25 protein-coding genes are annotated in these 26293 nt (G+C 74.2%); 16 read left to right on the plus strand and 9 right to left on the minus strand.

What is annotated here, in order from left to right:
* Positions 1–31: 31 nt before the first annotated feature.
* Together MF672_RS31950 and MF672_RS31955 are read right to left on the minus strand one after the other, a co-directional pair.
* On the minus strand, positions 32–991 hold the full coding sequence (locus MF672_RS31950) for a quinone oxidoreductase family protein (protein WP_242375799.1): 960 nt from the start codon (positions 989–991) through the stop codon (positions 32–34).
* Positions 988–1212, minus strand: coding sequence for a hypothetical protein (locus MF672_RS31955; RefSeq protein WP_242375798.1), 225 nt, complete (start codon positions 1210–1212; stop codon positions 988–990). Before MF672_RS31955 ends, MF672_RS31950 begins: the two co-directional genes overlap by 4 nt.
* 81 nt (positions 1213–1293) lie before the next feature.
* Here MF672_RS31955 and MF672_RS31960 point away from each other — a divergent pair, with 81 nt between their 5' ends.
* Positions 1294–1899 (plus strand): TetR/AcrR family transcriptional regulator C-terminal domain-containing protein, encoded by a 606-nt coding sequence (locus tag MF672_RS31960; protein ID WP_242375797.1) that lies wholly within the window; start codon positions 1294–1296, stop codon positions 1897–1899.
* Between the two features lie 2 nt (positions 1900–1901).
* Here the strand turns inward: MF672_RS31960 and MF672_RS31965 are convergent, their stop codons facing one another.
* Positions 1902–2822 carry an RNA polymerase sigma-70 factor gene (locus MF672_RS31965; protein WP_242375796.1) on the minus strand — a complete coding sequence of 307 codons (921 nt, stop codon included), beginning with the start codon at positions 2820–2822 and terminating at the stop codon, positions 1902–1904.
* A 172-nt stretch (positions 2823–2994) separates the two neighbouring features.
* Here MF672_RS31965 and MF672_RS31970 point away from each other — a divergent pair, with 172 nt between their 5' ends.
* The 4 genes from MF672_RS31970 to MF672_RS31985 all read left to right on the plus strand — a co-directional run bounded on the left by MF672_RS31970 (position 2995) and on the right by MF672_RS31985 (position 10049).
* Positions 2995–3519 (plus strand): carboxymuconolactone decarboxylase family protein, encoded by a 525-nt coding sequence (locus MF672_RS31970; RefSeq protein ID WP_242375795.1) that lies wholly within the window; start codon positions 2995–2997, stop codon positions 3517–3519.
* Between the two features lie 15 nt (positions 3520–3534).
* Entirely contained in the window at positions 3535–4290 is a 756-nt protein-coding gene (locus tag MF672_RS31975; protein WP_242375794.1) for an SDR family oxidoreductase, read from the plus strand.
* A 176-nt stretch (positions 4291–4466) separates the two neighbouring features.
* The gene (locus MF672_RS31980) at positions 4467–7973 is read left to right on the plus strand and encodes a serine/threonine-protein kinase (RefSeq protein ID WP_242375793.1); all 3507 of its coding nucleotides are present in this window, start codon (positions 4467–4469) and stop codon (positions 7971–7973) included.
* Positions 7974–8009: 36 nt separating this feature from the next.
* Complete coding sequence (locus MF672_RS31985) at positions 8010–10049, plus strand: SpoIIE family protein phosphatase (RefSeq protein ID WP_242375792.1); 2040 nt, start codon at positions 8010–8012, stop codon at positions 10047–10049.
* A gap of 36 nt (positions 10050–10085) precedes the next feature.
* On the opposite strand, the gene MF672_RS31990 is transcribed toward MF672_RS31985, so the two are convergent.
* The 3 genes from MF672_RS31990 to MF672_RS32000 are packed head-to-tail and all read right to left on the minus strand — an operon-like array spanning position 10086 to position 12388.
* On the minus strand, positions 10086–10736 hold the full coding sequence (locus MF672_RS31990) for a TetR/AcrR family transcriptional regulator C-terminal domain-containing protein (RefSeq protein WP_242375791.1): 651 nt from the start codon (positions 10734–10736) through the stop codon (positions 10086–10088).
* The gene (locus MF672_RS31995) at positions 10733–11626 is read right to left on the minus strand and encodes an alpha/beta fold hydrolase (protein WP_242375790.1); all 894 of its coding nucleotides are present in this window, start codon (positions 11624–11626) and stop codon (positions 10733–10735) included. The genes MF672_RS31990 and MF672_RS31995 overlap by 4 nt, the downstream gene beginning before the upstream one ends.
* A 48-nt stretch (positions 11627–11674) precedes the next feature.
* Positions 11675–12388 carry an aspartate/glutamate racemase family protein gene (locus MF672_RS32000; protein ID WP_242375789.1) on the minus strand — a complete coding sequence of 238 codons (714 nt, stop codon included), beginning with the start codon at positions 12386–12388 and terminating at the stop codon, positions 11675–11677.
* A 77-nt stretch (positions 12389–12465) separates the two neighbouring features.
* Here MF672_RS32000 and MF672_RS32005 point away from each other — a divergent pair, with 77 nt between their 5' ends.
* The gene (locus MF672_RS32005) at positions 12466–13362 is read left to right on the plus strand and encodes a LysR family transcriptional regulator (protein WP_242375788.1); all 897 of its coding nucleotides are present in this window, start codon (positions 12466–12468) and stop codon (positions 13360–13362) included.
* A 52-nt stretch (positions 13363–13414) separates the two neighbouring features.
* On the opposite strand, the gene MF672_RS32010 is transcribed toward MF672_RS32005, so the two are convergent.
* Entirely contained in the window at positions 13415–14164 is a 750-nt protein-coding gene (locus MF672_RS32010; protein WP_242375787.1) for a DeoR/GlpR family DNA-binding transcription regulator, read from the minus strand.
* 91 nt (positions 14165–14255) lie between these two features.
* Here MF672_RS32010 and MF672_RS32015 point away from each other — a divergent pair, with 91 nt between their 5' ends.
* From MF672_RS32015 to MF672_RS32025, 3 genes are all read left to right on the plus strand, one after another.
* On the plus strand, positions 14256–14927 hold the full coding sequence (locus MF672_RS32015) for an NUDIX domain-containing protein (protein WP_242375786.1): 672 nt from the start codon (positions 14256–14258) through the stop codon (positions 14925–14927).
* A 44-nt stretch (positions 14928–14971) separates the two neighbouring features.
* A complete protein-coding gene (locus MF672_RS32020; protein WP_242375785.1) occupies positions 14972–15175 on the plus strand; it encodes a hypothetical protein in 204 nt (67 codons plus the stop codon).
* 80 nt (positions 15176–15255) lie between these two features.
* Positions 15256–16356, plus strand: coding sequence for a hypothetical protein (locus tag MF672_RS32025; protein WP_242375784.1), 1101 nt, complete (start codon positions 15256–15258; stop codon positions 16354–16356).
* A gap of 39 nt (positions 16357–16395) precedes the next feature.
* Here MF672_RS32025 and MF672_RS32030 read toward each other — a convergent pair whose 3' ends face one another.
* Entirely contained in the window at positions 16396–17034 is a 639-nt protein-coding gene (locus tag MF672_RS32030) for a TetR/AcrR family transcriptional regulator (protein ID WP_242375783.1), read from the minus strand.
* A 76-nt stretch (positions 17035–17110) separates the two neighbouring features.
* Between MF672_RS32030 and MF672_RS32035 the strand changes: the two genes are divergently transcribed.
* The 4 genes from MF672_RS32035 to MF672_RS32050 all read left to right on the plus strand — a co-directional run bounded on the left by MF672_RS32035 (position 17111) and on the right by MF672_RS32050 (position 21000).
* The gene (locus MF672_RS32035; RefSeq protein WP_242375782.1) at positions 17111–17833 is read left to right on the plus strand and encodes an SDR family NAD(P)-dependent oxidoreductase; all 723 of its coding nucleotides are present in this window, start codon (positions 17111–17113) and stop codon (positions 17831–17833) included.
* 125 nt (positions 17834–17958) lie between these two features.
* Entirely contained in the window at positions 17959–18843 is an 885-nt protein-coding gene (locus tag MF672_RS32040) for a polyphosphate polymerase domain-containing protein (RefSeq protein WP_242375781.1), read from the plus strand.
* Complete coding sequence (locus tag MF672_RS32045; RefSeq protein WP_242375780.1) at positions 18840–19526, plus strand: DUF4956 domain-containing protein; 687 nt, start codon at positions 18840–18842, stop codon at positions 19524–19526. The genes MF672_RS32040 and MF672_RS32045 overlap by 4 nt, the downstream gene beginning before the upstream one ends.
* 4 nt (positions 19527–19530) lie before the next feature.
* Positions 19531–21000: a CotH kinase family protein gene (locus tag MF672_RS32050; RefSeq protein ID WP_242375779.1), complete on the plus strand. Its 1470-nt coding sequence runs from the start codon at positions 19531–19533 to the stop codon at positions 20998–21000.
* A gap of 33 nt (positions 21001–21033) precedes the next feature.
* On the opposite strand, the gene MF672_RS32055 is transcribed toward MF672_RS32050, so the two are convergent.
* Positions 21034–22515, minus strand: coding sequence for an aldehyde dehydrogenase family protein (locus MF672_RS32055; protein WP_242375778.1), 1482 nt, complete (start codon positions 22513–22515; stop codon positions 21034–21036).
* Positions 22516–22580: 65 nt separating this feature from the next.
* On the opposite strand from MF672_RS32055, the gene MF672_RS32060 reads away from it, so the two are divergent.
* The 3 genes from MF672_RS32060 (at position 22581) to MF672_RS32070 (ending at position 26279) form a co-directional block, all read left to right on the plus strand.
* Complete coding sequence (locus MF672_RS32060; RefSeq protein WP_242375777.1) at positions 22581–23414, plus strand: IclR family transcriptional regulator; 834 nt, start codon at positions 22581–22583, stop codon at positions 23412–23414.
* Positions 23415–23562: 148 nt separating this feature from the next.
* Positions 23563–25023 carry an aldehyde dehydrogenase family protein gene (locus MF672_RS32065; protein ID WP_242375776.1) on the plus strand — a complete coding sequence of 487 codons (1461 nt, stop codon included), beginning with the start codon at positions 23563–23565 and terminating at the stop codon, positions 25021–25023.
* A gap of 65 nt (positions 25024–25088) precedes the next feature.
* Positions 25089–26279, plus strand: coding sequence for an outer membrane protein assembly factor BamB family protein (locus tag MF672_RS32070; protein WP_242375775.1), 1191 nt, complete (start codon positions 25089–25091; stop codon positions 26277–26279).
* Positions 26280–26293: the final 14 nt, after the last annotated feature.

Raw genomic sequence — 26293 nt, forward strand, 5'->3', positions numbered from 1 at the left:
CCGACTGGCGATCATCCCTGGTGCGGCGACCTCAGGGCAGGACGACGAGGCGCCTGCCCTTGAGGTCGGTCCGCCGCCAAGCGGTCTCGATGTCGCTCAGCGGGACCCGCTCCACGCCGAAGGTGAGCTCGCCGGACCGGGTCCACGCCACGACCTGCTGGTACGCCTCGTCCATGCGCTGCGGGTCGAGGCCCTTGGCCGCGCCGAAGACCTCCACCCCGGAGGTGCGCAGGCTCGACGCGGCGAGGGTGACCTCGGCGCCGGCCGACTCGCCGATCTGGACCACCCGGGTCGGCTTGCCGAACGCGAACGACCGCGGCACCAGGGCGCGCAGCAGGATCTCGATGGGCCTGCCCCACAGGTAGTCCATGACGACGTCGTAGCCGTCCCCCCTGGCGTCGAGGTACGCCTGCGCCAGCGCCTCGTCGGGGACCGCGGTGTTGATCACGGTGTCGGCCCCGAGGGCCTGCACCTCGCGGAGCTGGTCGTCGTCGCGGCCGGTGGCCACGATCCGGCCGGCGCCCAGCAGCCGGGCCACCTGGACCGCGAGCCGCCCGGCGACCCCGGTGGCGCCCTGCACCAGCACCGTCTCCCCGGCCGCGAACCCCGCGGCCGTCCGCATCGACATCGCGGTGACGGCCGAGGCCATCGCCGCCGCCACGGCCGGGTCGAGGCCGCCGGGGATCGGCACGTAGGAGCCCTGGGGCACGACGGTTCTCTCGGCGAGCGCGCCGTAGGGCGGGCGGACGCCGCCGAACCCGACGAGCGTGCCGTCCGGGAGGGCGCCGATGCCGTCGAAGGCCGGGATCGCCGGGAGCCGGCCGACGTACGTCCGGCCGGCGTAGTGCGTGCCGGCGGCGATCGCCTTGTCGACGTTCTCGACGGCGACCGCCCTGACCTCGATGATCACCTCGTCGTCGCCGGCCACCGGGTCGGGGAAGTCCTCGTAGCGCGGGACGCCGCCGATCTCGTGGAGCACCGCCGCCTTCATCTCGGCTCCTGCCCGAACAGGCGGGCGATCCGCGTCTGCCACGCCACCAGGACGCGAGGAGAGCCGCCCGGCCCGTGGTGCCGCGCGGGCGGGCGCCGCCTCGCGTGGCCGTGCCCGGCCCGGCCCTGGTGCCCGGCCGGCTGATCGAGGTGGGCGGGGACCCCCGGAACGCAGTGGGCCGCCCGGTGCAGCAGGTCGCGGAGCACGTGCTGGTCTCTCATCGTTGCCTCCTCCGGCGGGTGATTCTCTATCACCGATAGAGGACTCTATCACTGATAGACTCCGGGAGGGAGGTGCAGGGATTGGCTCTGGACAAGCAGCGGATCGTCGCCGAGGCCGTCGCACTGCTGGACGCCGAAGGTCTCGACGGCGTGACCACGCGCAAGCTGGCCGCCAGGCTCGGCGTGCGGTCGCCGACCCTCTACTGGCACATCCCGAACAAGGCGGCGCTGGTCACCGCGATCGCCGAGGCGATCCTCGAGCAGCAGTTCCCCGAGCTGACCTCGCCCCCGCCGGAGGAGCGCTGGCAGGACTGGCTGATCGGCCTGGCCGGGCGGCTGCGCCACGCGCTGCTGGCCCACCCGGACGGGGCCCGGATCATCGCGGCCTCCCAGCTGTCACTCAAGATGGCCGCCATCTCCGAGCTGGCGATGAGCACGCTGGTCGGGCGGGACATCCCGCTGCGGCGGGCCCGCCTGATCGTGCTGACGGTGTTGCGCTTCACCGTCGGCTACGTCCTGGAGGAACAGGCCGGCCGCCCCGACGCCGACGCCCTGGACGGCTTCGACCTGGCCGCCTACGCCACGGCGTACCCCACGGTGATGGCCGGCGTGACGGAGTACTTCGAGGCCGGCCGGACCGTCGACGACCTGTTCCGCGACTGCCTGGAACAGATCGTCCACGGCTGAGGTCAGCGGGTCACGGCGGTCTCCCGCCGCACGCGCGACAGCTTCTCGGGGTTGCGCACGTGGTAGGCGCCGGTGACGTAACCGTTGTCCACCCGCACCGCCACCACCCCGTCGATCTCCCCGCCGACGCGCACGAGCAGCCCGGGGCCGCCGTTGATCTGCACCAGCTCGGCCGTCCTTTCCGCGTCGCGTCTCCACCAGCCGACGGCCAGCAGGCGGGCCACGGCGTCGATCCCCACCACGGGCCGCGGCAGCGCGTGCCTGAGGCCGCCGCCGTCGCTCAGCGCGACCACGTCCGGCGCGAGGACGTCGAGCAGGCTCTGCAGCTCGCCGGTCTCGACCGCCCGCTGGAAGGCCCGCAGCACGGCCCGGGTCTGCGCCGGGGAGGCGCCGCCGCGCGGCCGGCGGGCCGCGACGTGCGCCCGGGCCCGGTAGGCGAGCTGGCGGACCGCGTTCGGGCTCTTGCCGACGGCCTCGGCGATCTCGTCGTAGTCGAGGTCGAACACCTCGCGCAGCACGAACACCGCCCGCTCGACCGGCTGCAGCGTCTCCAGCACCAGCAGCATCGCCATCGAGACGCTCTCGGCCAGCTCGACGTCCTCGGCCACGTCGGGCGCGGTCAGCAGCGGCTCCGGCAGCCACGGCCCGACGTAGGACTCCTTGCGCCGGCCGAGCGCGCGCAGCCGGTCCAGCGCCTGCCGGGTGACGATCCGCACCAGGTAGGCGCGCTGCTCCCGCACGGCGGCGAGGTCGGCGTCCGCCCACCGCAGCCAGGTCTCCTGCAGCACGTCCTCGGCGTCGGCCGCCGAGCCGAGCATCTCGTAGGCGACGGTGAACAGCAGGTTGCGGTGCCTGACGAAGATCTCGGTGGCGGGGTCCGCGGGGCCGCCGGGATCGGCGCTTCGTCCGCCGTGCTGGCTCATGTCCGGCTCCTGCCTGTCGGTCGTCGATGCTGCCACACGCACAGGACGCCGGTCCCCGCCGGGCCGTAACAGCCGCGGCAGGTGTCCTTCGTCACAGCGCCCGGCCGTTACGGGGACCGCGGCGCCGCCGTCTCGTGGTCGTCCGACACCCACGAACGAGGAGATCGCCGAAATGGCCACACCCGCCACACCCGCCACACCCGCCACACCCGCCACGACCGCCCGCCGGTCGCGCATGCCCAGCCCCCTCCCCTTCCTGCCCGAGCTGGCGCAGGTCGGCGAGGGCCTGCACCAGGCGCTCCGCAACGGCGTGATCCCGCCGGCCACCGTCCACCTGCTGCAGCTGCGCGCCGGGCAGCTGCTCGGCAGCACGTACTTCACCGTCCGCGAGACCGGCAGCCTCCGCGGCCTCGGCGAGCCGGAGGAGCGCATCACCGCCGTCGCCACCTGGCGGGACGCCACCTGCTTCACCGCCGCCGAACGGATCGCGCTGGAGCTGGTGGAGGCCGTCCTCACCCCGAACCCGGCCGGGGAGCGCGTCCCCGACGAGCTGTACGCCAGGGCGGCCGCGCACTACGACGACCGGGAGATGTGGTCGCTCATCATGGCGATCGCCCACATCGGCTTCTTCACCCCCGCCGCCCTCATCGCCAAGCCCATCCCCGGCATGCCCCCCGGCCAGAACTACAGCGCGTAAGAAAGGCACACCAGCATGAGCAGCATCACCACCTTCGCGGTGGCCGGCGCGACCGGGCGGCTGGGCCGCCACGTCGTGGACGTCCTGACCGAACGAGGGCACCGGGTCGTGCCGATGTCCCGCGCCACCGGCGTGGACGTCGTCACCGGCGAGGGCCTGGCCGAAGCCCTCGCCGGGGCCGACGTCATCATCGACGTCGCCTCCTGGCACTCCTCCGACCAGGACGCGGCGACGGAGTTCTTCCGCGCCTCGGCCCGCAACCTGCACGACCACGGCCGGCGGGCCGGGGTCGCCCGGATCACCGTGGCGTCCATCATCGGCGCCGACCGGGCCACCGCCGGTTTCCTCGCCGCCAAGAAGGTGCACGAGGAGCTGCTGCTGTCCGGGCCGCTGCCGGTCCGCGTCCTGCGGGCCGCGCAGTTCCACGAGCTCGTCGGGCAGCTCCTCGACTGGCGGCAGGGCGACGTCGCGTACCTCCCGGCCCTGCCCACCCAGCTCGTGGCCGCCCGCACCGTGGCCGAGGAACTGGTCGCCGCGGCCACCGCCCCCGCCGGCCCCGGCACGCCGATCCCCGAGATCGCCGGACCCCGCAGGGAGAGCCTGGCCGAGGTGGGCCGGCTGCTCGGCGCCCGCCGGGGCGTCGAGGTCGTCGCCGTCGACGGCGCGGACCTGCCCGACGCCGCCCTCGCCGCCGGCGGCGCCTTCCTGCCCGGCCCGCACGCCAAGCTGGTCGGCCCCACCTTCCGGGAATGGCTCGACAGCCGGCCCTGACCCGGCCGCGCCCCCGTTCCCGGGACTCCAGCACCTGGACCCCGGGAACAGGGGCTCCTGGCGAGAAGGGGATTCCGCCGCCTGACGGATACTCAACACGGCCTCAACAACGGCCCCGTACGATCCCGCAGCGACGCGGCCACCGCCGAGGCGCCGCAGAGAGGCAGGGCACGTCCATGGAACCGCTCACTGCGTCCGACCCGCACCGTCTGGGGCGTTACTGGCTGGCGGGCCGGCTGGGCGCGGGCGGTCAGGGCGTGGTGTACGAGGCCTACGCGGAGCCGGGCGAGCGCGTGGCGATCAAGGTGCCGAGGTTCGACAGCGCCGAGTCGCGGGCCAGGCTGGCCAAGGAGGCCGCGGCCGCGCAGCGGGTGGCCTCGTTCTGCACCGCCAGGGTGATCGAGGCCCAGGTGGAGGAGGCCCCGATGTACATCGTCAGCGAGTACGTCCCCGGACGCAGCCTGCGCCGCACGGTGGCCGAGGCGGGGCCGTACCGGGGCGACGCGCTGCACCGCCTGGCCGTCGGCGTGGCCACCGCGCTGACCGCCATCCACCGGGCCGGCGTCGTGCACCGTGACCTCAAGCCCGACAACATCATCCTGGGCCCCGACGGGCCGCGCGTCATCGACTTCGGCGTGGCCCGTGACGCCGGCCCCACCATGGGCGCCCCCACTACGGGAGGCCCGATGGTGGGCACCCCGAACTACATGGCGCCGGAGGTGTTCGAGGGCCGCGGCGCAGGCCGGGCGGCCGACCTTTGGGCCTGGGGGCTGGTGGTGCTGTTCGCCGCCCGCGGCGCGGACGCCGTCGCGCCCGGCGACCCGATGTCCGTCCTCGCCCGGGTGCTCGGCCACCGGCCGGACGTGACTGGCCTGCCCGAGCCGCTCGCCGGCCTGGTGGCGGCCGCCCTGGCGAGAGACCCCGCCGCCCGGCCCGCCGCCGAGGACGTGCTGCGCCGCCTGCTCGGCGGCGGCGGCCACGGCGAGCAGGACGACCCGCTGGCGCGGGGCGGCACCCTGGCCGGCGCGCTGAAGGGCGCGCCGGAGCCGGACCTCGGCGAGATCGCCGAGGAGCTCTACGGCCAGCTCACCGAGAGCGAACGGGCCGGCGTGCCCGACGTGTTCCTGCGCATGCTCGACGGCGACGCCCTCCGGCGGGCCGAACGCGACGAACTGCCCGCCGGCAAGGACGTGGACACGCTGCTCGACCTGTTCGCCGCGGCCGGCATCGTCACCAGGTCCGGCACCGGCTGGACGCTGGCCGCGCCGGGCGTCCTGCGGGCCTGGCCCCGGCTGCGCGACTGGGTGGACGCCAACCGCGCCGGGCTGCCCGTGCACCGCAGGATCGCCGACGCCGCCGCCGTCTGGCACGTCCACGGCAGGCGGCCCGCCGACCTGCTGCACGGCACCCACCTGGACCACGCCCTGCAGTGGGCGGCCACCGGGCGCGAGGACCTCACCCTGACGCCCAGGGAACGCGACTTCCTCGACGCGGCCGCGCGGCAGGCGCGCCGGCGCGTCAGGCAGCGCGGCGTGCTCGCGGCGACCCTGGCCGTGCTGCTGGTGCTCGCGCTGGGCGGCCTGGGCGCGGCCGAGTACCTGCGCAGGCAGTCCGACGCCCGCCGTACCGAGGCGCAGGCGCGGGAGCTGGCCCTGCGCGCCGCCGACCTGCGCGAGGCCGAGCCGGAGGCGGCCGGGCTCCTCGCCGTGGCGGCCTGGCGGCTCGCGCCCGGCCTGCCCGAGACGCGGGGCGCGCTGTACGAGGCGCGGTCCGCCCACACGACGCACGTGGCCTATCCGCGTTCCCCGGCCGGGCTGAACCGGCTCAGCCTGGACGGCCGCAGGCAGGTCTCGATCGAGCAGGGGCAGGCCACGATCACCGACGTCGCCGCCGGGCGGCCGCTCCAGCGGCTCCGGCTCGCCGGGCTGGGCGACGACGGCCCGGCCCGGGCCGCGCTCAGCCCCGACGGGCGGACGCTGGCCGTCCAGGGCGGCCAGGGGGTGCGCCTGTGGGACATCACCACCGGCCATCCGCGCGGCGGCTGGTTCGCCACGGAGGCGGGCAAGGCGGGCAACCTCGGGCGCCTGGACTTCGACGCCACCGGCCGCCTGCTCAGCGTCCCGTCGGGCCCCGCCGGCGAGGTGGTCTGGAACGTCGCCGCCCGCGAGCAGGTGCGCACGCCCGGCGGGGGCGCGGTGACCGCGGTCAGCCCGGACGGCCGCCTCGGCTTCGTGGCGGACGGCTCGGGCAAGAAGGCCGAGCTGTGGGACCTGCGCCGCGGCGAACGCCTGCCCGCCGGCTGGCTGCCGCGCAGCGGGGCCGTCACCGAGGCCGGGTTCAGCGACGACGGCCGGCGACTCGCGACCGTCGAGGAGGTCCCCGGCGCGCTGAACCCGGTGATCCGCCTCTTCTCCCTGGAGTACGGCAACACCACGATGATCGCGGACGGCGGGCAGGGACAGGCGCTCGCCTTCGTCTTCGGCGGGCGCTACCTCGCGCTGTGGTCCGACGCCCGGCAACTGGAGATCCGGCGGCTGGCCGACGGCGAGCGCATGCTGCGCAAGGCCCTGCCCGAGTTCGCCGAGCAGATCCGCTTCGACACCGGCGGGCAGGTCGTCCGCGTCGTGGACGTGGCCGGCACGGTCACCACGCTCGACGTCTCCTACCTGTTCGACCGGTCGCTGACCGGCTTCGAGGACAGCGACCTGCTCCTCTCCCCGTCGGCGCGGGTCCTGGCGGTGAAGCGGCACGACCGGCTCGAACTGCTCGACCCGGCGACCGGCCGCCCCCTGGTGGCGCCGCTGAGCTCGAAGGGCTCCTCCTCGGCCATGACGTTCAGCCCGGACGGCGCCCGCCTGTTCTTAGCCGACGGCAGGAAGATCCGCGTCGTCGAGGTCGGCACGGGCCGGGTGACGTCGGAGTTCGAGCCGGCCGACAGGCGGGCCGTCGGCGCCGACGGGCTGAGCGTCAGCCCGGACGGCCGCAAGCTGCTCATCCGCCCGTCCTCACCCGAGGGCACGCTGCCGCCGGAGCTGCGCGACCTCGAACGGGGGACGGCCTCGGCCTTGCCCGGCCAGGGAACGCCGGAGTGGGACTTCCTCCCCCGGGGCAGGGCGCTGGCGTGGAACGCGCCCGCGCACGTCATCGACGTGGAGACGGGCGCCGAGGTGCCGGTGTCGCCGGAGGCGAGCCGGATCGGCGGCGTCTTCGCCGTCACCCGCGACGGCCGCCGCATCGTCTTCTCCGGCCTGGACAGCCCCTCCGTCTGGGACGGGACGCTCACCAAGAGGATCGGCTCCTTCCCCTACCTGCCGGACAGCGACCCGCAGATCCTCACCTGGTCGCCCGACGGCAGCCTGATCGCCGGCCTGGAGAGCGGCCCGCGGATCCGGCTGTGGGACCCGCGCAGCATGAAGCCGGTGGGGATCGTCTTCGACGGCCTGACGGACGACACCCACGGCGCCGTCTCGCTGACCTTCTCTCCCGACGGCGAGCGGCTGCTCAGCCTGACGGGGGACGGGGTGCTGCGCACGTTCGACCTCGACGAGCGGCGGGTGGCCGCGGCGGTGTGCGAGCGCGCGGGCCGCCGGCTCACGGCCGGGGAGTGGCGCACGTACCTGCCGGGGGTGGAGCCGTTCGACGTGTGCCGCCCGCCCGGTTCGGGGCTCGCCGTCCCTGGGTAGGGCTGAAGGAGCTTGTGGCCCTCGGGGGAGGTCACGATGGAGGTCGCGGAGCGCGGGAGCAGCGGGCTTTCGCTCGGGATGCTGGACCCGGCGCCGGCCGGGGTGGCGGTGACGCGGGGCCCGGAGCACCGGCTGATCTACAGCAATGCCGTGTACCGGTCCGTGGTGAGCAATCCGCAGAGCGGGATGCCGCTCGAAGAGGCGTTCGCCGCCTTCGTCCTGCCGTACTACCGCCCGCGCTTCGACCGCGTCTACGCCACCCGCGAGCCGGACGTCGGCGTCGCCGAGCCGGCGGTGCCGATACCCGGCGCCTGGGAGGCGGGGGAGCGGTTCTTCACCTTCAGCCTCTCGCGGGTCGCCCTCGGCGGCGGCGAGCACGGCGTGCTCGCGGTGGTGATGGACGTGACCCAGCAGGTCACCGCCGCGCACCGGGTGCGGGACCTGGCCGAGGAACGCCGCCGCGTCCTGCGCCGCTACGAGAGCCTGATGCGGGTCAGCGCGGACATCTTCTGGGTGACCAGCAGGAGGGGCCACGTCTCCGAGCCGAGCCCGAGCTGGGAGCGGGTGACCGGGCAGTCGTGGGAGGAGTACCGCGGGCAGGGCTGGCTGCGGGCGGTCCACCCCGACGACCGCCCGGCCACGGTGCGGTCGTGGGCGCGGGCGGTGGCCAGGGCCGGCGAGATGTGGGAGCACGTCTACCGGCTGCGCACCCGCGACGGCGGTTACCGGCACTTCCAGCTCCGCGCCCTGCCGATCTGCGAGCACGACGAGGTGGTGGAGCTGGTGGGCACCTGCATCGACGTCGAGCAGCAGTGGCAGGAGCAGCGGCGCCGGCGCCTGCTCGACCGCGCCGCCGCCGCCACCGCGCGGCTGCGGAGCCTGGAGGAGATGCTCGCCGCGCTGGCCGGCGTCATCGTGCCGGAGCTCGCCGACGGCTGCGGCGTCTACCTGGTCACCGACCTGCCCGGCGAACGGCCCGGCGGCCCTTCGTTCGTCATCGAACGGCTCGCCACCGCCGCGCGCTCCGGCATCCGGCGGCTGCCTCCCTACAGCGAGGAGCAGCTTCCCGACGACAACGCCTTCGCCGAGGCCGTGCGGAGCAGGCGGCCCCGGCTGGTCACGTTCCCCGCCGGCTCGCCCCCGCCGGAGGCCGCCCCCGCGGGCACGCTGCCGTGGCTGGCGGCGAACGACGCCACCGCCATGCTGGTCCTGCCCGTCGTGGTGGACGGGTCGGTGCCGGCCGTGGTGGGCGTGGTGATGTGCGGCGACCGCCCGGCGACCAGCCGCGACGACATCGACCTGCTGAGCCGCATGTTCGACCACGCGCACGACGCCCTGAGCCGGGCCATCCGCTTCCAGCGCGCGCAGCAGATCGCGCTCGCCCTGCAGTACAGCCTGCTCGCCGAGCCGCCGCGGCTGCCCGGCCCGCGCATCGTGGCCCGCTACCGGGCCAGCCCGTCCGCGGCCGAGGTCGGCGGCGACTGGTACGACTCCTTCGTCCTGCCCGACGGCGTCCCGGCCCTGGTGATCGGGGACGTGTCCGGCCACGACCTGAGCGCCGCCGTCGCGATGAGCCAGCTGCGGAACATGTTGCGGGCGCTGGCGATGGACCGCTGCGAACCGCCGGGCGAGATCCTCACCCGGCTCAACATCGCGATGGGCTCGTTGTCGGACGAGGTCACCGCGACGTGCGTCTACGCCCGCGTGGAGCGGCTCGACGGCCGTCACCGGCTGTGGTTCGCCTCGGCGGGCCACCCGCCGCCGCTGCTGGTCTCGCCCGACGGCCGGGGCCGGTTCCTGGAGGACGCCGTCAGCCCGCTGCTCGGCGTCCCCTATGACGGGCCGCGCGTCTCGCAGACGGAGCCGCTGCCGCCGGGCAGCACGCTCCTGCTGTACACCGACGGCCTGGTCGAGCGGCCGGGCGAGCATCTCGACGCCGGCCTGGCACGGCTGCGCGACCAGGCCGAGGCGGTCGCCGGCGAGCCGGTCGACAGGTTCTGCGACCTGGTGGTCAGCGGCCTCCCGACGAGCGGCCTGGACGACATCGCCGTGCTGGCGCTCCGCCTGCCGCCGTGACGGGGCGCACGCGACCGGCGCGCGTGGCGGGCCCGGTCAGCCGGTGGCCCGGAAGCCGCGCAGCAGGGCGGTGAGCCCCAGCGCGAAGTGGTCGTCGAGCGCGGTGGCGTCGGCGGCCTCGGCCAGCAGGTTGTAGCCGGGGCTGCCGGGTTCGGGCTTGCGGCTGCGCCGTTCCGCGCCGAGCCGGGCCACGGCGATGGACAGGGCGTGCCCGACGGTGAACTCGCGCAGGCAGCGCGCCAGGCGCAGGGCGTCCGCCGGGGGGATGCCGTCGGCGTGCAGCTTGGCGAGCATCCGGACGCCGGTGTCGATGGAGGCGGGGGAGCGGACCGGACGGGTGGCGAACACCTGGACGGCGTGCGGATGGCGCAGGAGGACGTCGCGCAGCCGCGTGCAGTACTCGCGCGCCAGCTCCCGCCAGGGGCCGTCCCAGGGCAGGCTGCCGGCGTCGACCTCGTCGAAGAGCGCCTCGGCGACGCCGTCGAAGAGCGCCTCCTGGTCGTCGTAGTGGCGGTAGACGGCCATCGGGTCGAAGCCGACCGCGGTGCCGAGCTTGCGCATGGAGAACTTGCGCAGGCCGTGCGCGTCGATGAGGGCGAGCGCGGCGAGGGCGAGGTACTCGCGGGTGAGTGCGGGCCGGGTGGGCGGCTCCGGCAGCCCGCTCGGCGGGCCAGGGTCGGCGGTCATGCGGCGAAGCCTTCCAGGATCGTGGTGAGCGTGCCGGTGAACTCCCGCGGGTGGTGCAGGTAGGGGAGGTGGCCGCCGGGGAACTCCGCACAGGGTATGCCGAGGCGCCGCGACAGCACGTGCGCCGGGGCGTAGTAGGGCTTGCCGGCGCTGTCGCGGCCGGTGGCCAGGCACCACGGCGCGGTGGCGGCGGCCAGCGCGGCCAGGTCGGGCCGGTGGTCGAGGCAGACCGCCGGCAGCTCGCGGCGGAAGGCCAGCTCCGCGTTGCGGAGCTGGCGGGTCATCGGGTCCGGCTCGCGCCCGCTGACCTTCCTGGCCAGGTCGCCGGCGGCCAGCATGACGTGGGTCGCGGCGGCGATGACGGCCTGGCCGGCGGGCGACAGGAAGAGCCGCGGCGGGTCCGGCAGGGTCATCGCGCCGAAGGCGGCGTAGGCCCGCATCAGGTGTCCGTCCCGGGCGAGGCGGGCGATGTGGTCGAGCTCGCGCCGCTCGGGGGCGTCCGGGGGGAGGAGCCCGACCAGTGGCGGCTCGTGCGCGACCGCGCCGAGCAGGCGGTGGGAGTGCCTGGCGACCAGCTCCAGGGCGATGATCGCGCCGCCGCTGCTGCCGAAGACGTACGCCTGCCGCGCCCCGTGGTGGTCGAGGACGGCGGCGGCGTCGTCGGCCTGGCGGTCGGGTGCGACCGAGGCGGCGGGGTCGGTGAACGGGCTGCGGGAGTTGCCGCGCCGGTCGTAGGTGATCACCGTGAAGGTCCGCGCCAGTAACGGGACCACCTCCGCGTACATCCCGGCGTCGCCGCCGCCACCGGGGATCAGCAGCAGGGCGGGCCCGTCACCGGCCCATTCGACGTGCAGCAGCGCGCCGGGCACCTCGACCTTGTCGATCGCCATGTCTCTCCTGTCTACGATGTAGCTTGAGTCTACAGTGTAGACAGCATGTCAGGCGGGCGGCCCGGCCGGGGCGCCGAGCGCCAGCTCGACGGCGGTCTCGACATGGATGCGGGTGGAGTCGAACACCGGGACGGGGCTGTCGCCGGGGCCGACCAGCAGGGTGATCTCGGTGCAGCCCAGGATCACCCCCTCCGCGCCCCGCCGGGCGAGGCCCGCGATGATCCGCCGGTACTCCTCGCGGGAGGACTCCTCGATCCGGCCCCGGGTCAGCTCCCGGTAGATGACGTCGTGCACGATCGTGCGGTCGGGCTCCTCCGGGACCACGACCTCCACGCCGTGGCGGCGCATGCGCTCGCGGTAGAAGTCCATCTCCATCGTGAAACGGGTGGCCAGCAGGCCCACCCTGGTGATGCCCGCCGCGGTGACGCTGCGCGCGGTCGCGTCGACGAGGTGCACGAACGGCACGCCGACGGCCGCCTCGATCGCGCCGGCCACCCGGTGCATGGTGTTCGTGCACAGCAGCACCAGGTCGGCCCCCGCCCGCTCCAGGGCGGCGGCCGCCTCGGCGAGGACGTCCGCGGCCTCGTCCCACCTCCCCTCGCGCTGCATCGCCTCGATCTCGGCGAAGTCGACGGTCAGCAGGATGCTCCTGGCGCAATGGTGGCCGCCCAGGCGTTCGCGGGTCTCCTCGTTCAGCAGCCGGTAGTACTCGGCGGAGGATTCCCAGCTCATGCCGCCCAGCAGGCCGATCGTTCGCATCATGGCCCCAGCGTGCCGGACGGCGCCTGCCCATAGGTAGCCCTGTACTTCTTGCCCGACCCCCAAGCCATACTTATGGCATGGACGTGCAGCGGATGCTGATCTTCCGGGAGATCGCCCGTACCGGGTCGATCGCGGCGGCCGCCCGCGCGCTCGGCTGGACGCAGCCGGCCGTCAGCCAGCACCTGCGCCACCTCGAACGGCAGGCGGGCACCCCCCTGGTGCTGCGCCGGCCGCGCGGCGTCCAGCTCACCGAGGCGGGCCGGGCGCTGCTGCGCCACGCCGACGCCATCGCCACCCGTCTCCAGGCCGCGGCCGCCGACCTGGAGGCGATGGTCCAGCTCCGGGCCGGAACCGTGCGCCTGGCCGCGTTCCCCTCGGCGGGCGCCACCCTCGTGCCCGCCGCGATGAGCCTGCTCGCCGACCGTCACCCCGGCCTCGACGTGCGGCTGCGCGCGGCCGAGCCGCCGCAGGCCCTCGCCCTGCTGGCCGCCGGGGAGGTGGACCTGGCCATCACCTTCACCCACGCCGGCCAGAGCCCGCCCGGCAACGGCGAGCTGACCAGGATCCCGGCCGGGCACGACCCGCTCCGGCTGGTCCTGCCTCCCGCCCACCCCCACGCCGGCCCGGCGGACACGCCACTCGACCTGCGCGCGCTGGCGGGCGACACCTGGATCGGCGGCTGCGAACGGTGCACCGCCCACCTGCTGCAGACCTGCGAGCTGGCCGGCTTCACCCCCGACATCCGCCACGGCACCGACGACTACGTCCTGACCCAGGCGCTCATCGCCCGCGGCCTGGCCGTCGGCCTGCTTCCCCAGCTGGCCCTGGACGCCGCCCGCGACCCGCGCGTGGTCGTGCGCCCCGCCCTCGACGTGCGGCCCAGGGCCCTGCACGTCCTGCACCACCGCGAGGCCGAGCAGATCCCCGCCGTCCGCGGCGCTCTGCGCGCCGTCCTGGACATCGCTTCCGCGTGAGGGCCGTCTCGGAAACGTGCAGGACCGTGCAGGACGGCTGCGCCGCGACCGGTCAGGCAGCGTGGATGACCGGCACGCCGAGCGCCCGCACCGTCGCGTCGCCCGCGTCGGCGTCGGTGACGACGCCGGCCACCCGGGTCAGCGGCAGCACGGCGAACCGGGACGCCGCCCCGATCTTCTCCGAGCTGGCCAGCACGTAGGTGTCGGCCGCCTGCCGGGCCAGGGTGCGCTTCATCGCGGCCTCGTCGGCGTCGTCCGTGGTCAGCCCGGCCTCCGGGTGCACGCCGGTCACGCCGAGCAGGAAGACGTCGGCGTTGACCCCGCGGGCCGCCTCCGCCGCCGCCGCGCCGCAGGCCACCATCGAGTGCTTGAACAGCCGCCCGCCGATCAGGTAGACCTCCACGTCGTGGTGGCCGGCCAGGGCGGCGGCCACGGTCGGGCTGTGCGTGACGACCGTGGCGCGCAGGCCGGGCGGGAGGGCGCGGGCCACCGCGAGGGCCGTGGTGCCGCCGTCGAGGATCGCCGTGCTGTCGGGCTCGATCAGCGCGGCCGCGGCGGCGGCCACGCGCTGCTTGCCGGGGACCTCGATGCTCTGCCGGGTGGCGTGGTCGGCGATCGCGGGAGAGGCGGGCAGCGCGCCGCCGTACACGCGCTGGCACAGCCCGGCCGCCGCCAGGTCGCGCAGGTCGCGGCGGATGCTGTCCTCCGACAGGCCGAGCTCGGCGGCGAGGTCCTTGGCGACGATCCGGCCGTCCCTCCGGAGCCGGGCCAGCAGCAGGTCCCTGCGTTGGGCGGCCAGCATGCACGTTCCTCCTTGCTTGTTCCGACTTTTGCCCATTATAGTCGTGCCATGTGATGATCCTTCCTGTCCGCGTCCCGCCGGGCGCGGCGTCATGACCGCGGGGCTCGACGAGCCGGACCGCCGTGGCCGCACCGGCCTGGACCAGGCGGGCCGCGACCTCACCGGCAACCCCCGGGTCCGGGTGCGCGACGTGCGGCTGCTGTCCTGCCACTGGTACGTGCTGCGCACCACCACCTTCGACTACCGGCACGCCGACGGCCGCTGGAGCACCCAGGAACGGGAGACCTACGACCGGGGCAACGGCGCGACGGTCCTGCTGTACGACGCCGCCCGCCGCACCGTCCTGCTGACCCGCCAGTTCCGCTACCCGGCCTACGTCAACGGGCACGCCGACGGCATGCTGCTGGAGACCGCCGCCGGGCTGCTCGACGACGAGACGCCGGAGGCGGCCGTCCGCCGCGAGGCCGAGGAGGAGACCGGCCACGCGATCGGCGACGTCGAGCACGTCTTCACCGTCTACATGAGCCCCGGCTCGATCACCGAACGCCTGCACTTCTACGCCGCCCCCTACGACGCCGCCACCCGCACCTCCCGGGGCGGCGGGATCGCCGCGGAGGGCGAGGACATCGAGGTCGTCGAGCTCGGCTTCGACCACGCCCTCCGCCTCGTCCGCGACGGCGGCATCGCGGACGCCAAGACGATCATGCTGCTGCAATGGGCCGCGCTGCACGGGCCCTTCTCGCGCCCCCCGGACCGGGCATGATCGTTTATCGTGATGAGGCTGGACGCGGAAGGGAGACGGGACACGTGTGGGAGTACAAGCTGAGGCGGCTCGGCGGCAAGGTCACCCGGTCGAAGCTGCAGCGGCAGTTCGACGAGCTCGGCGCGCAGGGATGGGAGTTCGCCGGGTTCACGCCCATGGTCGAGCTGCAGGACGAGACGGTGGAGTTCGACCGGCACGCCCCGGGCTGCCTGATGGTCTTCAAGAGGGCCGTGCCGGCCGGCGGCTGACCGGACGACATCAGGTGCCGACACTTTCCCATTTCTCGAACAGTTCCCGCCGCATCGCCGGATACCGGTTCAATGCCGGCATGAGATCCATCCGACAGGGGGCCGTCCTGGCCGCGGTCACCGTCATGACCGCAGTGGTGACCCCGGCGACGGCCGTCGCCGCCGCCGGCCCGTGCGAGGCGCCGCCGCGCAGCAGCCCGGGCTACGACGACTTCGTGCTCACGTACAAGTCCGCCTGCGCCTCCAAGAAGAACTGGGACCGGACGTTCCAGGACGTCACGGCGTCCGTCCTGGTCGACAAGCGCAACCGGCTGGCGGTCACCACGTCGACGGCGCTGGCCGGCGCGATCGCGTCGGTCAAGGTGAACGACAAGGAGTTCATCTCCAGCGGCGGCCACGGCGCCGCCTTCCAGTACGCCTTCCACGCCTGGCAGAAGGGCGGGGAGGCGAGCGAGTGCTACAACCCCACCCAGGCCGGCAGCCGCCAGGACGACGCCGACCAGCCGCCCCCCTACCACGGCCCGAGCACGAGCGCGCTCTACACGATGGCCGGTTCCGGCGCCTCCATCCGCACCGCGGGGCGTCCCGCCATGTTCGTGACCCTCGCCGACACGAAGCCGGGCTGGGGCGGCTGCCGCAGCGCCGACTTCCAGGACAAGCGGTCGCCGTTCACCATGGGACTGTCACCGTACTGGCTGCAGACCGAGGTCGAGCTGGCCCCCGATCACGACGCGCCCGAGCTGGAGAACGTCTTCCGCGCCGCGGCCACCCTCACCTCCGACGACGAACGCCACGAGCACTTCGACGGCGTCCTCGTCGCCTACCTGCAGCCGGACTTCACGAAGGTCTTCTCCTACGGCCTCACCACCGGCCGCCTGTCGCCCGAGCCCGCGGACTCACGCGCGAGCAAGGACCCGATGGTGCGCTGCACCGGCGACGGCGACTACTGCCTCGGCATGTACGTCAAGCCGGAGGTCCTGGGCGCCAAGGGCTACTACTACACGATGACCCGCCCGCCCATGGACTACAACGGCCACTTCCAGGAGAACACCATCCAGGTCACCAGCCCCGGCGGAGCCGTGGACAAGGGGGACAAGCTCCACTACGAGACGTACGTGGTCGTCGGCAACAAGAGCCGCGTCGAGCGGACCATGACCCAGCTCCACCGAGCCTTCGGATAGCCGGCCCCGGGCCGGTGCCGCCGGCGCCGGCCCGCTCCGCTACCCCCCGCAGCCGCGCATGAGATCGGCCAGTTCGGCGGGCGTCAGCGGCGGCTCGGGCAGCGGGTGCGCGGCCGGGGCGCGCAGGCCGTCGAGCAGGAGGGCGAGGTGGCGGCGCCACGCCTCCGGCCGCACGCCGGCGGTGGCCTCGACGGTGCGGGCGGTGCCCCAGGTGACGAAGGCCAGGTCCTCCAGGGTGACGTCGCCGCGCAGCGCCCCCGACTCGCGCGCCCGGTCGACGACCCGCTTCATCAGCTCGTGGCCGCGCTGGTGGCTCTCGGTGGGCGGGGCCTGCGGGACGCGGCGGGAGACCAGGTCGTTGTAGCCGCGGTCGGCGGCCTGCAGCTCGCAGACGCGCTCCAGGAAGTGCGTCAGGCCCTCCCACGCGTCCTCCAGCGCCAGCGCGTGCTCGGCGATGCGCACGACGGTGGCGGCGCGGTCGGCGAAGACGGCCTCGACCAGGTCGGCGCGGTCCGGGAAATGGTTGTAGAGGGTGCCGCTGCTCACCCCGGCCGTCCGGGCGATCTCGTCGAGGGAGACGTCGAGGCCACGCGCGGCGTACAGCTCCCGCGCCGTCCTGATCAGCAGGTCGCGGTTGCGCTGCGCGTCCTTGCGGAGGGGTTTCGTACGAGGCGGCATGCGGACGATTGTAGCGAAGTTGACTGTGGTCTCAATTTCTGCGAACTTGGGACCACAGTCAACTTAAGGAGTCCGCATGTCCAAGGTTCTCGCGATCTTCGGGGCCGGGCCCGTCCTGGGCCTGTCCCTCGCCCGCCGCTTCGGGCGCGAGGGCTTCCGGGTCGCGCTCGTCGCCCGGACCTCGCGCACCCTCGACCCCCTCGTCGCCGAGCTGGCGGGCGACGGCGTCGAGGCGGCCGGCTTCCGGGCCGACGTCTACGACCGGGCGCAGACCGAGGCCGCCGTCGCCGCCATCACCGAGCGGTACGGCCGCATCGACGCCGTCGCGTTCAACCCGGGCGGCGGCACCATGGGAGAGGGCATCGCGGCCGTGCTCGACGTCGACCCCGGCAACCTGCGGATGATCCTCGACCGCTTCCTGCTCTCGGCGGTCGCGCTGGTCCGGGCCGTGCTGCCGGGCATGCTCGCGCGGGGCGACGGCGCGATCCTGTTCACGGCGGGGCAGTCGGGCGTGCACCCGACGCCGTTCCTCGGCAACGCCGGCATGGCGCAGGCCGCGCTGCGCAACTACTACCACAACCTCAACGCCGTGCTCGCGGATCAGGGCGTCTACGCCGGCGCCGTGAACGTCGGCGCGCTCATCGAGGGCAGCGTGCCGCACCGGGCGCTCATGTCGGCCGAGGGGCCGCTCGCGTTCGAGCCCGAGGTGATCCACCCGGACGTGTTCGCCGAGGGCTTCTGGGACCTGTACGCCAAGCGCGACCGCGTGGAGACCCTGATCGGCTCCTTCGGCCGCTGACCCCGCGGGCGCCCGGACCGGTGCGGTTCGGCGGGACGCTGCGGCCGTTCATCTGAACGTCAGGTGCGGTTCACACGTTGTTCCCAGCTTCCTCCTGTCGGATGTGTGCCGACAGAAGGAGGGACATGCTGGGAAGGTTCCGCGGAGAACAGGCTCCCGCCGACGGCGAGGCGGGCGGCGAGCAGGGGCACCGGCTGCGGGCGCCGGGCACGCTGCACGCCTTCAACCGGTACGAGATCAAGTACCTGGTGGACGTGGCCGAGGCGGCCGCGCTGCGCGAGGAGATCGAGCAGCGGCTGGATCGCGACCGGCACAGCGGCGACCACGGCTACGGCGTCTGGAGCGTCTACTACGACACGCGGCAGCTGCGCTTCTACTGGGAGAAGATCGAAGGGCTGAAGTTCCGCAGGAAGCTGCGGGTGCGCCACTACGGCGACCGGTTCGCCGTCGGCGCGGACACGCCGGTGTACGTCGAGATCAAGCAGCGGGTCAACCGGGTGACGCAGAAGCGGCGGGTGCGGCTGCCGTACGCCGACGCGCTGCGCCTGTGCGACGGGCGGGAACCGGTCGGGCACGACCCGTCCCGGCGGGCCTTCCTGGAAGAGGTGCTCGACCTGGTGCTCCGCCTCGACCTGCGGGCCGTGGCGGTGACCGGCTACCAGCGGCACGCGTACGTGGGCCGCGACGCCGACGTGGGCCTGCGCGTCACCTTCGACCAGCGCATCCGCGGCCGCGACCGGGACTTCCACCTCGGCGCCGACAGCGAGAACCGGCTCATCGTGCCCGCCCGCAAGTCGATCGTGGAGGTCAAGGCGAACGAGCGGGTGCCGTACTGGCTGACCGACCTGACCGCGAAGCGGAACCTGCAGGTGGTGCGGGTCTCCAAGTACTGCCAGAGCGTCGAGGCGCACGGGCTGGCCCCGCGCTCGATCTTCCACATCCCCGGCCACGACGTCAGCCATGACGTGGATCCCGGCCGCCGCCGGCCGGCCGTTCTCTCGGAGGCATGACCCCCATGGACTTCTCCTTCCAGGACCTGTCCGGCACGTTCAGCGTGGCCGACATCGCGATCGCGATGGCGTTGTCGTTCGTGCTCAGCGCGATGATCGGCTGGGTGTACCGGGCGACGCACCGCAACGTGTCCTACAGCCAGTCGTACGTGCAGACGCTGGTCGTCCTCGGCATGCTGATCTCGCTCATCATGCTCGTCGTCGGCTCGAACATCGCCCGCGCGTTCGCCCTGGTCGGCGCGCTGTCGGTGGTGCGCTTCCGCAACGCCATCAAGGAGACCCGCGACGTCGGGTTCATCTTCCTGGTGATGGGCGTCGGCATGGCCGTCGGCACCCGCTTCTACCTGCTGGCGGTCGTGGCCGCCGTGGCGATCTCGCTGATCGTCATGCTGATGAGCCGGTTCAACTGGTTCGCGCTGAACGTGCGCCGCCAGGTCGTCAAGGTGCAGGTGCCCTCCGACGACGACTACACGCCCGCCGTCCAGGACGTGCTGGTGCGCCACACCGACGAGTTCGAGCTGGTCAGCATGGAGTCCATCAGGGCGGGCGCGCTGCTGGAGCTGATGTACACAGTCAAGATCAAGAAGGGCAGCGAGCCCGCCGACGTCATCGCCGCGCTGCGCGAGCGCAACCACGGCCAGTCGGCCACCGTCCTGACCGGGTACGACCAGACCGACCTGTGACGCCATGACGTCTCTCAAGCACCGCATCCCGGTCAGGCTCCGGCAGAACTGGAAACTCGTCGCGTGGTGCGCGGCGTTCCTGGCGGCGTGCTGCGGCGTGTTCGGCAGCGGGACCATCCGCCCGTACGTCACCAGCGCGAAGACCGCCGAGGCCGGGACGGTCGTCACGAACCTGACCGGCACCAAGGACCTGTTCGACCCCGACGTGGCGCACGACGTGAGGATCACCTTCACGGACGCGGCGTACCAGGACATGCTGACCGAGTTCTTCAAGGACGGCGAGAAGAAGTACGTCGAGGCCGACCTGACCGTCGACGGGACCCGCGTCCCCAGCGTGGGCGTCCGCCTCAAGGGCAACTCGACCCTGATGGGGCTGACCTGGAAGGGGCAGGCCAAGCAGCGCCGCGTGCCCGCGGGCGAGCGGCGGCCCGAAGGACTGCCGGAGGGCTTCCGGCCTCCCGACGGGATGCCGCCCCCCGGGCAGCCGCGAGCCGGCCGCGACGGCGGGTTCGGCGGCGGGTTCGGCGGCGGGGGCGGGCCGGGGGGCTTCGGCGCCCAGCTCAAGGGCGAGGAGCCGGAGAACCTGCCGTGGCTGATCAGCTTCGACGAGTTCGTGGCGGGCCGCCGCTACCAGGGCCACAGCCAGGTGGCCGTCCGCCCGGCCTCGACGGGCTCGGCGGCGATGCTGAACGAGGCGCTGGGCATCTCGGTGGTCGGCGCCGCCGGCGAGCCCACCCAGCGCTCCACCTACTCCGCCTTCACCGTCAACGGCCGCGCCGCCGCGCCGCGGCTGCTGGTGGAGTACCTGGACGAGGGCTACGCCGAACGGCTCGGCGACGGCGTGCTGTACAAGTCGCTGGCCTCGGGCTCCTTCACCTACAAGGGCGAGGACCAGACCGAGTACACCGAGGACTTCAAGCAGGTCAACAAGGTCGGCGGCAAGGACCTGCAGCCCGTCATCGACCTGGTCAAGTGGGTGAACGAGGCCTCCGCCGCCGAGTTCGCCGAGGGCCTGGACGAGCGCCTGGACGTGCAGTCGTTCGCCCGGTACCTGGCCCTGCAGAACCTCATGGCGAACTTCGACGACATGGCAGGACCCGGCAAGAACTACTACCTGTGGTACGACCTGGACACCGGGAAGTTCCGGGTCATCACCTGGGACCTCAACCTCGCGTTCAGCGGGAACGCCGAGAGCGGCGCGCGCGACACGACGCGCACGAGCCACCCCTTGAAGGAGAAGTTCCTCGCGAACGCCGCCTTCAAGCAGCTCTACGAGGAGCAGTACCGGGCCCTGTACGCCGGCCTGCTGGCCGACGGCACCGCCGCCGGCCTGCTGGACGGCCTCGTCGCGGCCTACGGGCGCAACGAGGGGGCCGACCCCGCCAAGATCGAGGAGGAGGCGAGGACCCTGCGGGCCTTCCTGGAGACCCGGACCAGGGCCCTGGGCTCGGACCAGGCGATCAGCGGCCCGTGACCTTCCTCAGCGGCCCGTGACCCCCGGGGCCGGTCAGAACGGGTACTCGCGGTCCTGGTCGCGTACCGTGACCCACTGCAGCTCGCTGAACTCCTCGGCGGCGAACCCCAGCCCGAACCGGCCCCACCCGCTGTCCTTGACGCCGCCGAACGGCATGTGCGGCTCGTCGTTGACCGGCTGGTCGTTGACGTGCACGATGCCGGCGTCCAGCCGGGACGCCAGCTTGAGCCCGTGCCGGGGGTCGCCGGTGATGACGGACGCGGCGAGGCCCAGGTCGGAGGCGTTGGCGCGGGCGACCGCCGCGTCGGCCGAGTCGACCGCCTCCACCACCACGACCGGCCCGAACGTCTCGCCCTGGGCGATCTCGGCCTCGTCCGGCACGTCGGCCAGGACGGTGGCCGGGTAGCACGGGGGCCGTGGCACGCCGCCGGCCAGGACGCGGGCGCCGAGCTGGACGGCCTCCCTGACCCGCCGGTCCAGCAGCGCCAGCGCCCACTCGTCGATGACGGGGCCGACGACGGTGGCCGGGTTGCGCGGGTCGCCGGTAGGCAGCGTCGCGGCCCTGGCCGCGAACCGTTCGGTGAACGCGTCGGCCAGCGGCCGCTCGACGTAGATCCGCCGGGCGCACATGCACACCTGGCCCTGGTGGACGAAGGCGCCGTAGGTGGCGGCGTCCACCGCGTGGGCGAGGTCGGCGTCGCGGGTGACGATGAGCGGGTTCTGGCCGCTGAGCTGGAGCACGACGCGCTTGAGGTGACGGCCGGCCTTCTCGGCCAGGCGGCGGCCGGTGGGGGTGGAGCCGGTGAAGTTGATCCGTTTTACCAGGGGGGAGGCCAGCATCGCGTCGGCGAGCCCGCCGGCCTCGCCCGGCGCGTGGGTGACCACGTTGAGCGCGCCGGCCGGCAGCCCGGCCTCGTGCAGCACCTCCGCCCAGAGGGCGCCGCCGGTGTACGGAGCCTCTTCGGAGGGTTTCAGCACCACGGTGTTGCCGAGGGCGAGCGGCCCGGCGATCGCCCGCCCGGACAGGGTGAGCGAGGCGTTCCATGGCGCGATCGCGCCGACTACGCCCACCGGACGGCGTACCGCCATCGCGTGCGTGCCCGCGACGTCGGACGGCAGCAGGCTGCCGGTGGGCTGGTAGGGGAGCTGGGCGGCCTGGCGGAGCAGCTTGACGGCGAAGCCGAGCTGGACCTCGCCGAAGTGGCGGCCGCACCCGGTCTCGGCGGCGAGCGCGTCCAGGACCTCGTCGTGCCGGGCGCTCAGGAGGTCGGCCGCGCGCAGGAAGACCTGCTGGCGCCGCGCGGGCGGCAGCGCGGACCAGCCGGGGAAGGCCGCGTGCGCGGCGGTGATCGCGCGCTCCGCGTCGTCGGCGTCGCCGGCCGCGACCTCGGCGAGCACCTCGCCGGACCACGGGGAGCGGTCGGGGTAGGTGCGGCCGGAGCCGGCGCCGGCCCACGCGCCGCCGATGAAGTGCCCGATGCGCGACCTGCGCCACTCGCTCCCCGCTCGGGCCATGTCCCGTGATCCTCTCGGCCGATGTGTTCCGGTGACTGGAACGGTAAGAGCATATGCTGACCGCTGTGACCGAAGACCGCGCCCCAGCAGGCGTCCCGGCGTCGCACTCGGTGTCCCTGGAGCGGGGGCTGAGCATCCTGGACGCCTTCACCGGCGACCGCTCGGTGCTGGGGATCGCCGACCTGGCCCGGGCGGTGGGCCTCAACAAGAGCACCACGCACCGCTACGTCGCCACCCTGACCGCGCTGCGCTACCTCCAGCAGGACGCCGAGACGAAGAAGTACTTCCTCGGCCCGCGCGCCGTGGACCTGGGGTTCGCCGCGATCGACTCGATGGAGCTCACCCGCGTCACCGGCCCGCTGCTGCAGGCGCTCGCCGACGAGACCGGGTTCACGGTGAGCGCGGCGGTGCGCGACGGGCCCGACGTCGTCTACGTGGACCGGCGGCGCAGCACCCGGCGCAGCTCCCTGGCCATGGACCTCAACCTGCACGCCGGCTCCCGCCTGCCGGCCTACTGCACCTCCATGGGCAAGGTGCTGCTCGCCTTCCAGGACCCGGCGGCGCTGCGGCACGTCCTGGACCACACCGACCTGGCCCGCCGGGGGCCGAGGACGATCACCAACCGGGAGCAGCTGCTGGCCGCGCTGGCCAGGGTCCGCCGGTGCGGGATCGCGGTCAACGACGAGGAGCTGGCCCCGGGGCTGCGCTCGTTCTCCGCGCCGGTGCGCGACCGGTCCGGCGAGGTGGTGGCCGCGATCAACGTCGCGGTGTACCTGACGCTGGCGCCGACCACCGTCGAGGCGCTGGCCGGGCGCCTGGAGGGGCCGCTGCGGCGCACCGCGGCGGAGATCTCCCGGAGGCTCGGCCACCGGCCCGCTCTGGAGCAGGGTTCGAGCTGACGAATTCGCGTTCGAGTCGCCGGAACGACTTGTTGCACGCGTGTTGACGGGGCCGTACGGTCGGGACACCTCTCGCCGGTGCACCGGCGTCGCCCCCGTCGTCCCCGTCGCCCCCGTCGCCCCCTGGCCTCCCCACGAAGGAAAGCCCATGACCGTCACCCGCGAACTGCTCATCGGCGGCAAGTCCGTGCCCGCCCGGTCCGGCCGTACCACCGCCGACCTGAACCCCTACACCGGGCAGGCGTACGCGACCGTGGCCGCCGCCGGGCCCGAGGACGTCACGCTCGCGGTGGACGCCGCGCAGGCCGCCTTCGCCGACTGGGCGGCGCTGAGCCCGTTCGCCCGCCGCGCGATCTTCCTCAAGGCTGCCGACCTGCTGCAGGAGCGCGGCGAGGAGGCGGCGGCGCTGATGGCGGACGAGGTCGGCGGCACCCGGCCGTGGGCGCTGTTCAACGTCGGCCTGGCCGCGAACGTCCTGCGCGAGAGCGCCGCCGCGATCACCGCGCCGCGCGGCGACGTGCTCGCCGCGCAGGAGGAGGGCGCGCTCGGCCTGGCCGTACGCGAGCCCGTCGGCGTGGTCGCCGCGTTCTCCCCGTGGAACGCGCCGCTCATCCTCGGCGTCCGCGCGGTGGCCGCCGCGCTCGCCGCCGGGAACACCGTCGTCATGAAGCCCAGCGAGGACGCGCCGATCGCGTGCGGCCTGTTCGTCGCCGACGTGCTGGCCGCGGCCGGGCTCCCCGACGGCGTGCTCAACGTCGTCACCAACGACCCGGCCGACGCCGCGCAGATCGCCGAGACGCTGATCGCCGACCCCCGGGTGCGCGCGGTCAACTTCACCGGCTCCACCGAGATCGGCCGCATCATCGGCGCCCACGCCGCCCGGCACCTCAAGCCGGCCATGCTGGAGCTCGGCGGCAAGAACGCGATCATCGTGCTCGACGACGCCGACCTCGGCTACGCGGTGGACGCGGCCACGTTCGGGGTGTTCATGAACGCGGGCCAGATCTGCATGTCCGGCGACCGGGTGCTGGTGCACGAGTCGCTGGCGGAGGAGTTCACCGCCAGGTTCGCCGCCAAGGTCGCCGCGCTGCCCGCCGGCGACCCGGCCGACCCCGCCACCGTGATCGGGCCGCTGGTCTCCGCCGCCGCGGCGCGGCGCGTCGCCGCCCTCGTCAGCGACGCCGTCGCCAAGGGCGCCACCGTCGTCACCGGCGGCGGCGAGCCGGAGGGCGCGGTGCACCCGGCGACCGTCCTGACCGGCGTGCCCCGCGACGCCGACCTGTACTACGGCGAAGGCTTCGGCCCGGTCTGCGTGATCGACACCTTCGCCACCGACGAGGAGGCCGTCGCCAAGGCCAACGACACCGACCACGGCCTGACGGCGGGCGTCATCACCGAGAACGGCACCCACGGCCTCCGCGTGGCCCGCCGGCTGCGGACCGGCATCGTGCACGTCAACGACCAGTCGGTCGCCGACGAGCCGCAGGCCCCGTTCGGCGGCTTCAAGTCCTCCGGCTACGGCCGGTTCGGCGGCCGCTGGGGCATCGAGGCCTTCACCAACACCCGCTGGATCACCCTGGCCACCCAGCACGCGCACTACCCCTTCTGAGGACGCCGCCCCGCCCTGCCGCCCTGGCCGTCCCGAGGGGGCCGCACCGGCCACCCGCGTGCGGCATGCTGGGACGTGTGCGGGTGATCCACGTGGTGTCGTGCGCCGTCGTCAGCGTGCTGCTGCTCGGCTTCATCGGCCTGCCGGGCGAGACCATCACGGCGGCGGGGCGCTCCTCCTACCCCTGGCGGCCGGCGGGCTGGGGCACTCCGGCGATCGACGTCGTCGGCAGCGCCTCCTACGCCGCCGAGGTGTACGGCGACGTCGCGGTGCGCTCGCGCTGGGGCCCGCGCGACGCCGGGCTCGTCGGCGAGCGGGTCACGGACGGCGCCACGGCCTGGCGGTACGAGAACGCCTGGGCCGACGACTCCCTGGGGCCCGTCCGGGTGGACGACCGCCGGGTCGCGGCCGTCTGGCGGGACGGCCGGGTCAGCCTGATCGACGTGCCGGACGGCCGCATCGTCTGGCGGGCCGACCTGCCGAGCGGCCCGTACCACGAGGCCAACCGCGCCTACGACGAGGAATGGGCGGCGGCCTGGGAGATCTCCGTGGCCGCGGACGGGCCCGTGCCGCTCGTGGTGGTCCTGCACGACGGCCGGCTCGACGTCCTGGACGGCCGCACGGGGGAGAGCCGCTGGTCCTACCCGCAAGGCCCGCCCGTCTCCTGCCCGGAGAGGAGAGATCTCGTGCCCTCCTCGGTCCGCAGCGCGGGCGGCGTCGTGCTCGTGTTCGGGGAGTGCGCGGGCGGCGAGGCGAACCTCGCGCTCAGCGCCGCGGACGGCGGACGGCTGTGGGAGTTCCGCGGCGGCGAGCTGTGGCACGCGCGCGCGCTCGGCGCCGGCCGGCTGGCGTCGGTGGACGCCGGCGGCGCCCTGAGCGTCCGCGCGGCCCGCGACGGCAAGGTCCTCTGGCGCGTCCCCTCGGCGGGGCTCGAACGCAATCCCTACGGGGAGGCGATGGGCGTGTCGGACGACCTGGTGATCGTGCGTTCACCGGCCGCGGCGACCGCCTACCGGATCGCCGACGGCGGGGTCGCCTGGCGCCGCGCCCTGGACGAGACGGGCGACCACGCCGTGCTGACGGACGGCGCCCGCACCTACGTCGCGGCGGACGCGACGACGCTGCTCAGGCTCGACACCGGCACCGGGCGCGTTGTGGACCGGCGCCGCTTCGCGGACGACATCACCCTGCGCTGGGCGCACGACGGCCTGGCCGGCATCGGCGTGGGCATCGGCGACGACGTGGTCGTCGCCTGACCGGTCGCGCGGGG

The sequence above is a fragment of the Actinomadura luzonensis genome (assembly GCF_022664455.2).
GTDB lineage: Bacteria > Actinomycetota > Actinomycetes > Streptosporangiales > Streptosporangiaceae > Nonomuraea > Nonomuraea luzonensis.

Bases quoted from the DNA above. Each gene is read 5' to 3' on its own strand.
- MF672_RS31950 (WP_242375799.1), bottom strand. From the start codon at position 991: ATGAAGGCGGCGGTGCTCCACGAGATCGGCGGCGTCCCGCGCTACGAG.
- MF672_RS31955 (WP_242375798.1), bottom strand. From the start codon at position 1,212: ATGAGAGACCAGCACGTGCTCCGCGACCTGCTGCACCGGGCGGCCCAC.
- MF672_RS31965 (WP_242375796.1), bottom strand. From the start codon at position 2,822: ATGAGCCAGCACGGCGGACGAAGCGCCGATCCCGGCGGCCCCGCGGAC.
- MF672_RS31970 (WP_242375795.1), top strand. From the start codon at position 2,995: ATGGCCACACCCGCCACACCCGCCACACCCGCCACACCCGCCACGACC.
- MF672_RS31975 (WP_242375794.1), top strand. From the start codon at position 3,535: ATGAGCAGCATCACCACCTTCGCGGTGGCCGGCGCGACCGGGCGGCTG.
- MF672_RS31980 (WP_242375793.1), top strand. From the start codon at position 4,467: ATGGAACCGCTCACTGCGTCCGACCCGCACCGTCTGGGGCGTTACTGG.
- MF672_RS31985 (WP_242375792.1), top strand. From the start codon at position 8,010: ATGGAGGTCGCGGAGCGCGGGAGCAGCGGGCTTTCGCTCGGGATGCTG.
- MF672_RS31990 (WP_242375791.1), bottom strand. From the start codon at position 10,736: ATGACCGCCGACCCTGGCCCGCCGAGCGGGCTGCCGGAGCCGCCCACC.
- MF672_RS31995 (WP_242375790.1), bottom strand. From the start codon at position 11,626: ATGGCGATCGACAAGGTCGAGGTGCCCGGCGCGCTGCTGCACGTCGAA.
- MF672_RS32000 (WP_242375789.1), bottom strand. From the start codon at position 12,388: ATGATGCGAACGATCGGCCTGCTGGGCGGCATGAGCTGGGAATCCTCC.
- MF672_RS32005 (WP_242375788.1), top strand. From the start codon at position 12,466: ATGGACGTGCAGCGGATGCTGATCTTCCGGGAGATCGCCCGTACCGGG.
- MF672_RS32010 (WP_242375787.1), bottom strand. From the start codon at position 14,164: ATGCTGGCCGCCCAACGCAGGGACCTGCTGCTGGCCCGGCTCCGGAGG.
- MF672_RS32015 (WP_242375786.1), top strand. From the start codon at position 14,256: ATGACCGCGGGGCTCGACGAGCCGGACCGCCGTGGCCGCACCGGCCTG.
- MF672_RS32025 (WP_242375784.1), top strand. From the start codon at position 15,256: ATGAGATCCATCCGACAGGGGGCCGTCCTGGCCGCGGTCACCGTCATG.
- MF672_RS32030 (WP_242375783.1), bottom strand. From the start codon at position 17,034: ATGCCGCCTCGTACGAAACCCCTCCGCAAGGACGCGCAGCGCAACCGC.
- MF672_RS32035 (WP_242375782.1), top strand. From the start codon at position 17,111: ATGTCCAAGGTTCTCGCGATCTTCGGGGCCGGGCCCGTCCTGGGCCTG.
- MF672_RS32040 (WP_242375781.1), top strand. From the start codon at position 17,959: ATGCTGGGAAGGTTCCGCGGAGAACAGGCTCCCGCCGACGGCGAGGCG.
- MF672_RS32045 (WP_242375780.1), top strand. From the start codon at position 18,840: ATGACCCCCATGGACTTCTCCTTCCAGGACCTGTCCGGCACGTTCAGC.
- MF672_RS32050 (WP_242375779.1), top strand. From the start codon at position 19,531: ATGACGTCTCTCAAGCACCGCATCCCGGTCAGGCTCCGGCAGAACTGG.
- MF672_RS32055 (WP_242375778.1), bottom strand. From the start codon at position 22,515: ATGGCCCGAGCGGGGAGCGAGTGGCGCAGGTCGCGCATCGGGCACTTC.
- MF672_RS32065 (WP_242375776.1), top strand. From the start codon at position 23,563: ATGACCGTCACCCGCGAACTGCTCATCGGCGGCAAGTCCGTGCCCGCC.
- MF672_RS32070 (WP_242375775.1), top strand. From the start codon at position 25,089: ATGCTGGGACGTGTGCGGGTGATCCACGTGGTGTCGTGCGCCGTCGTC.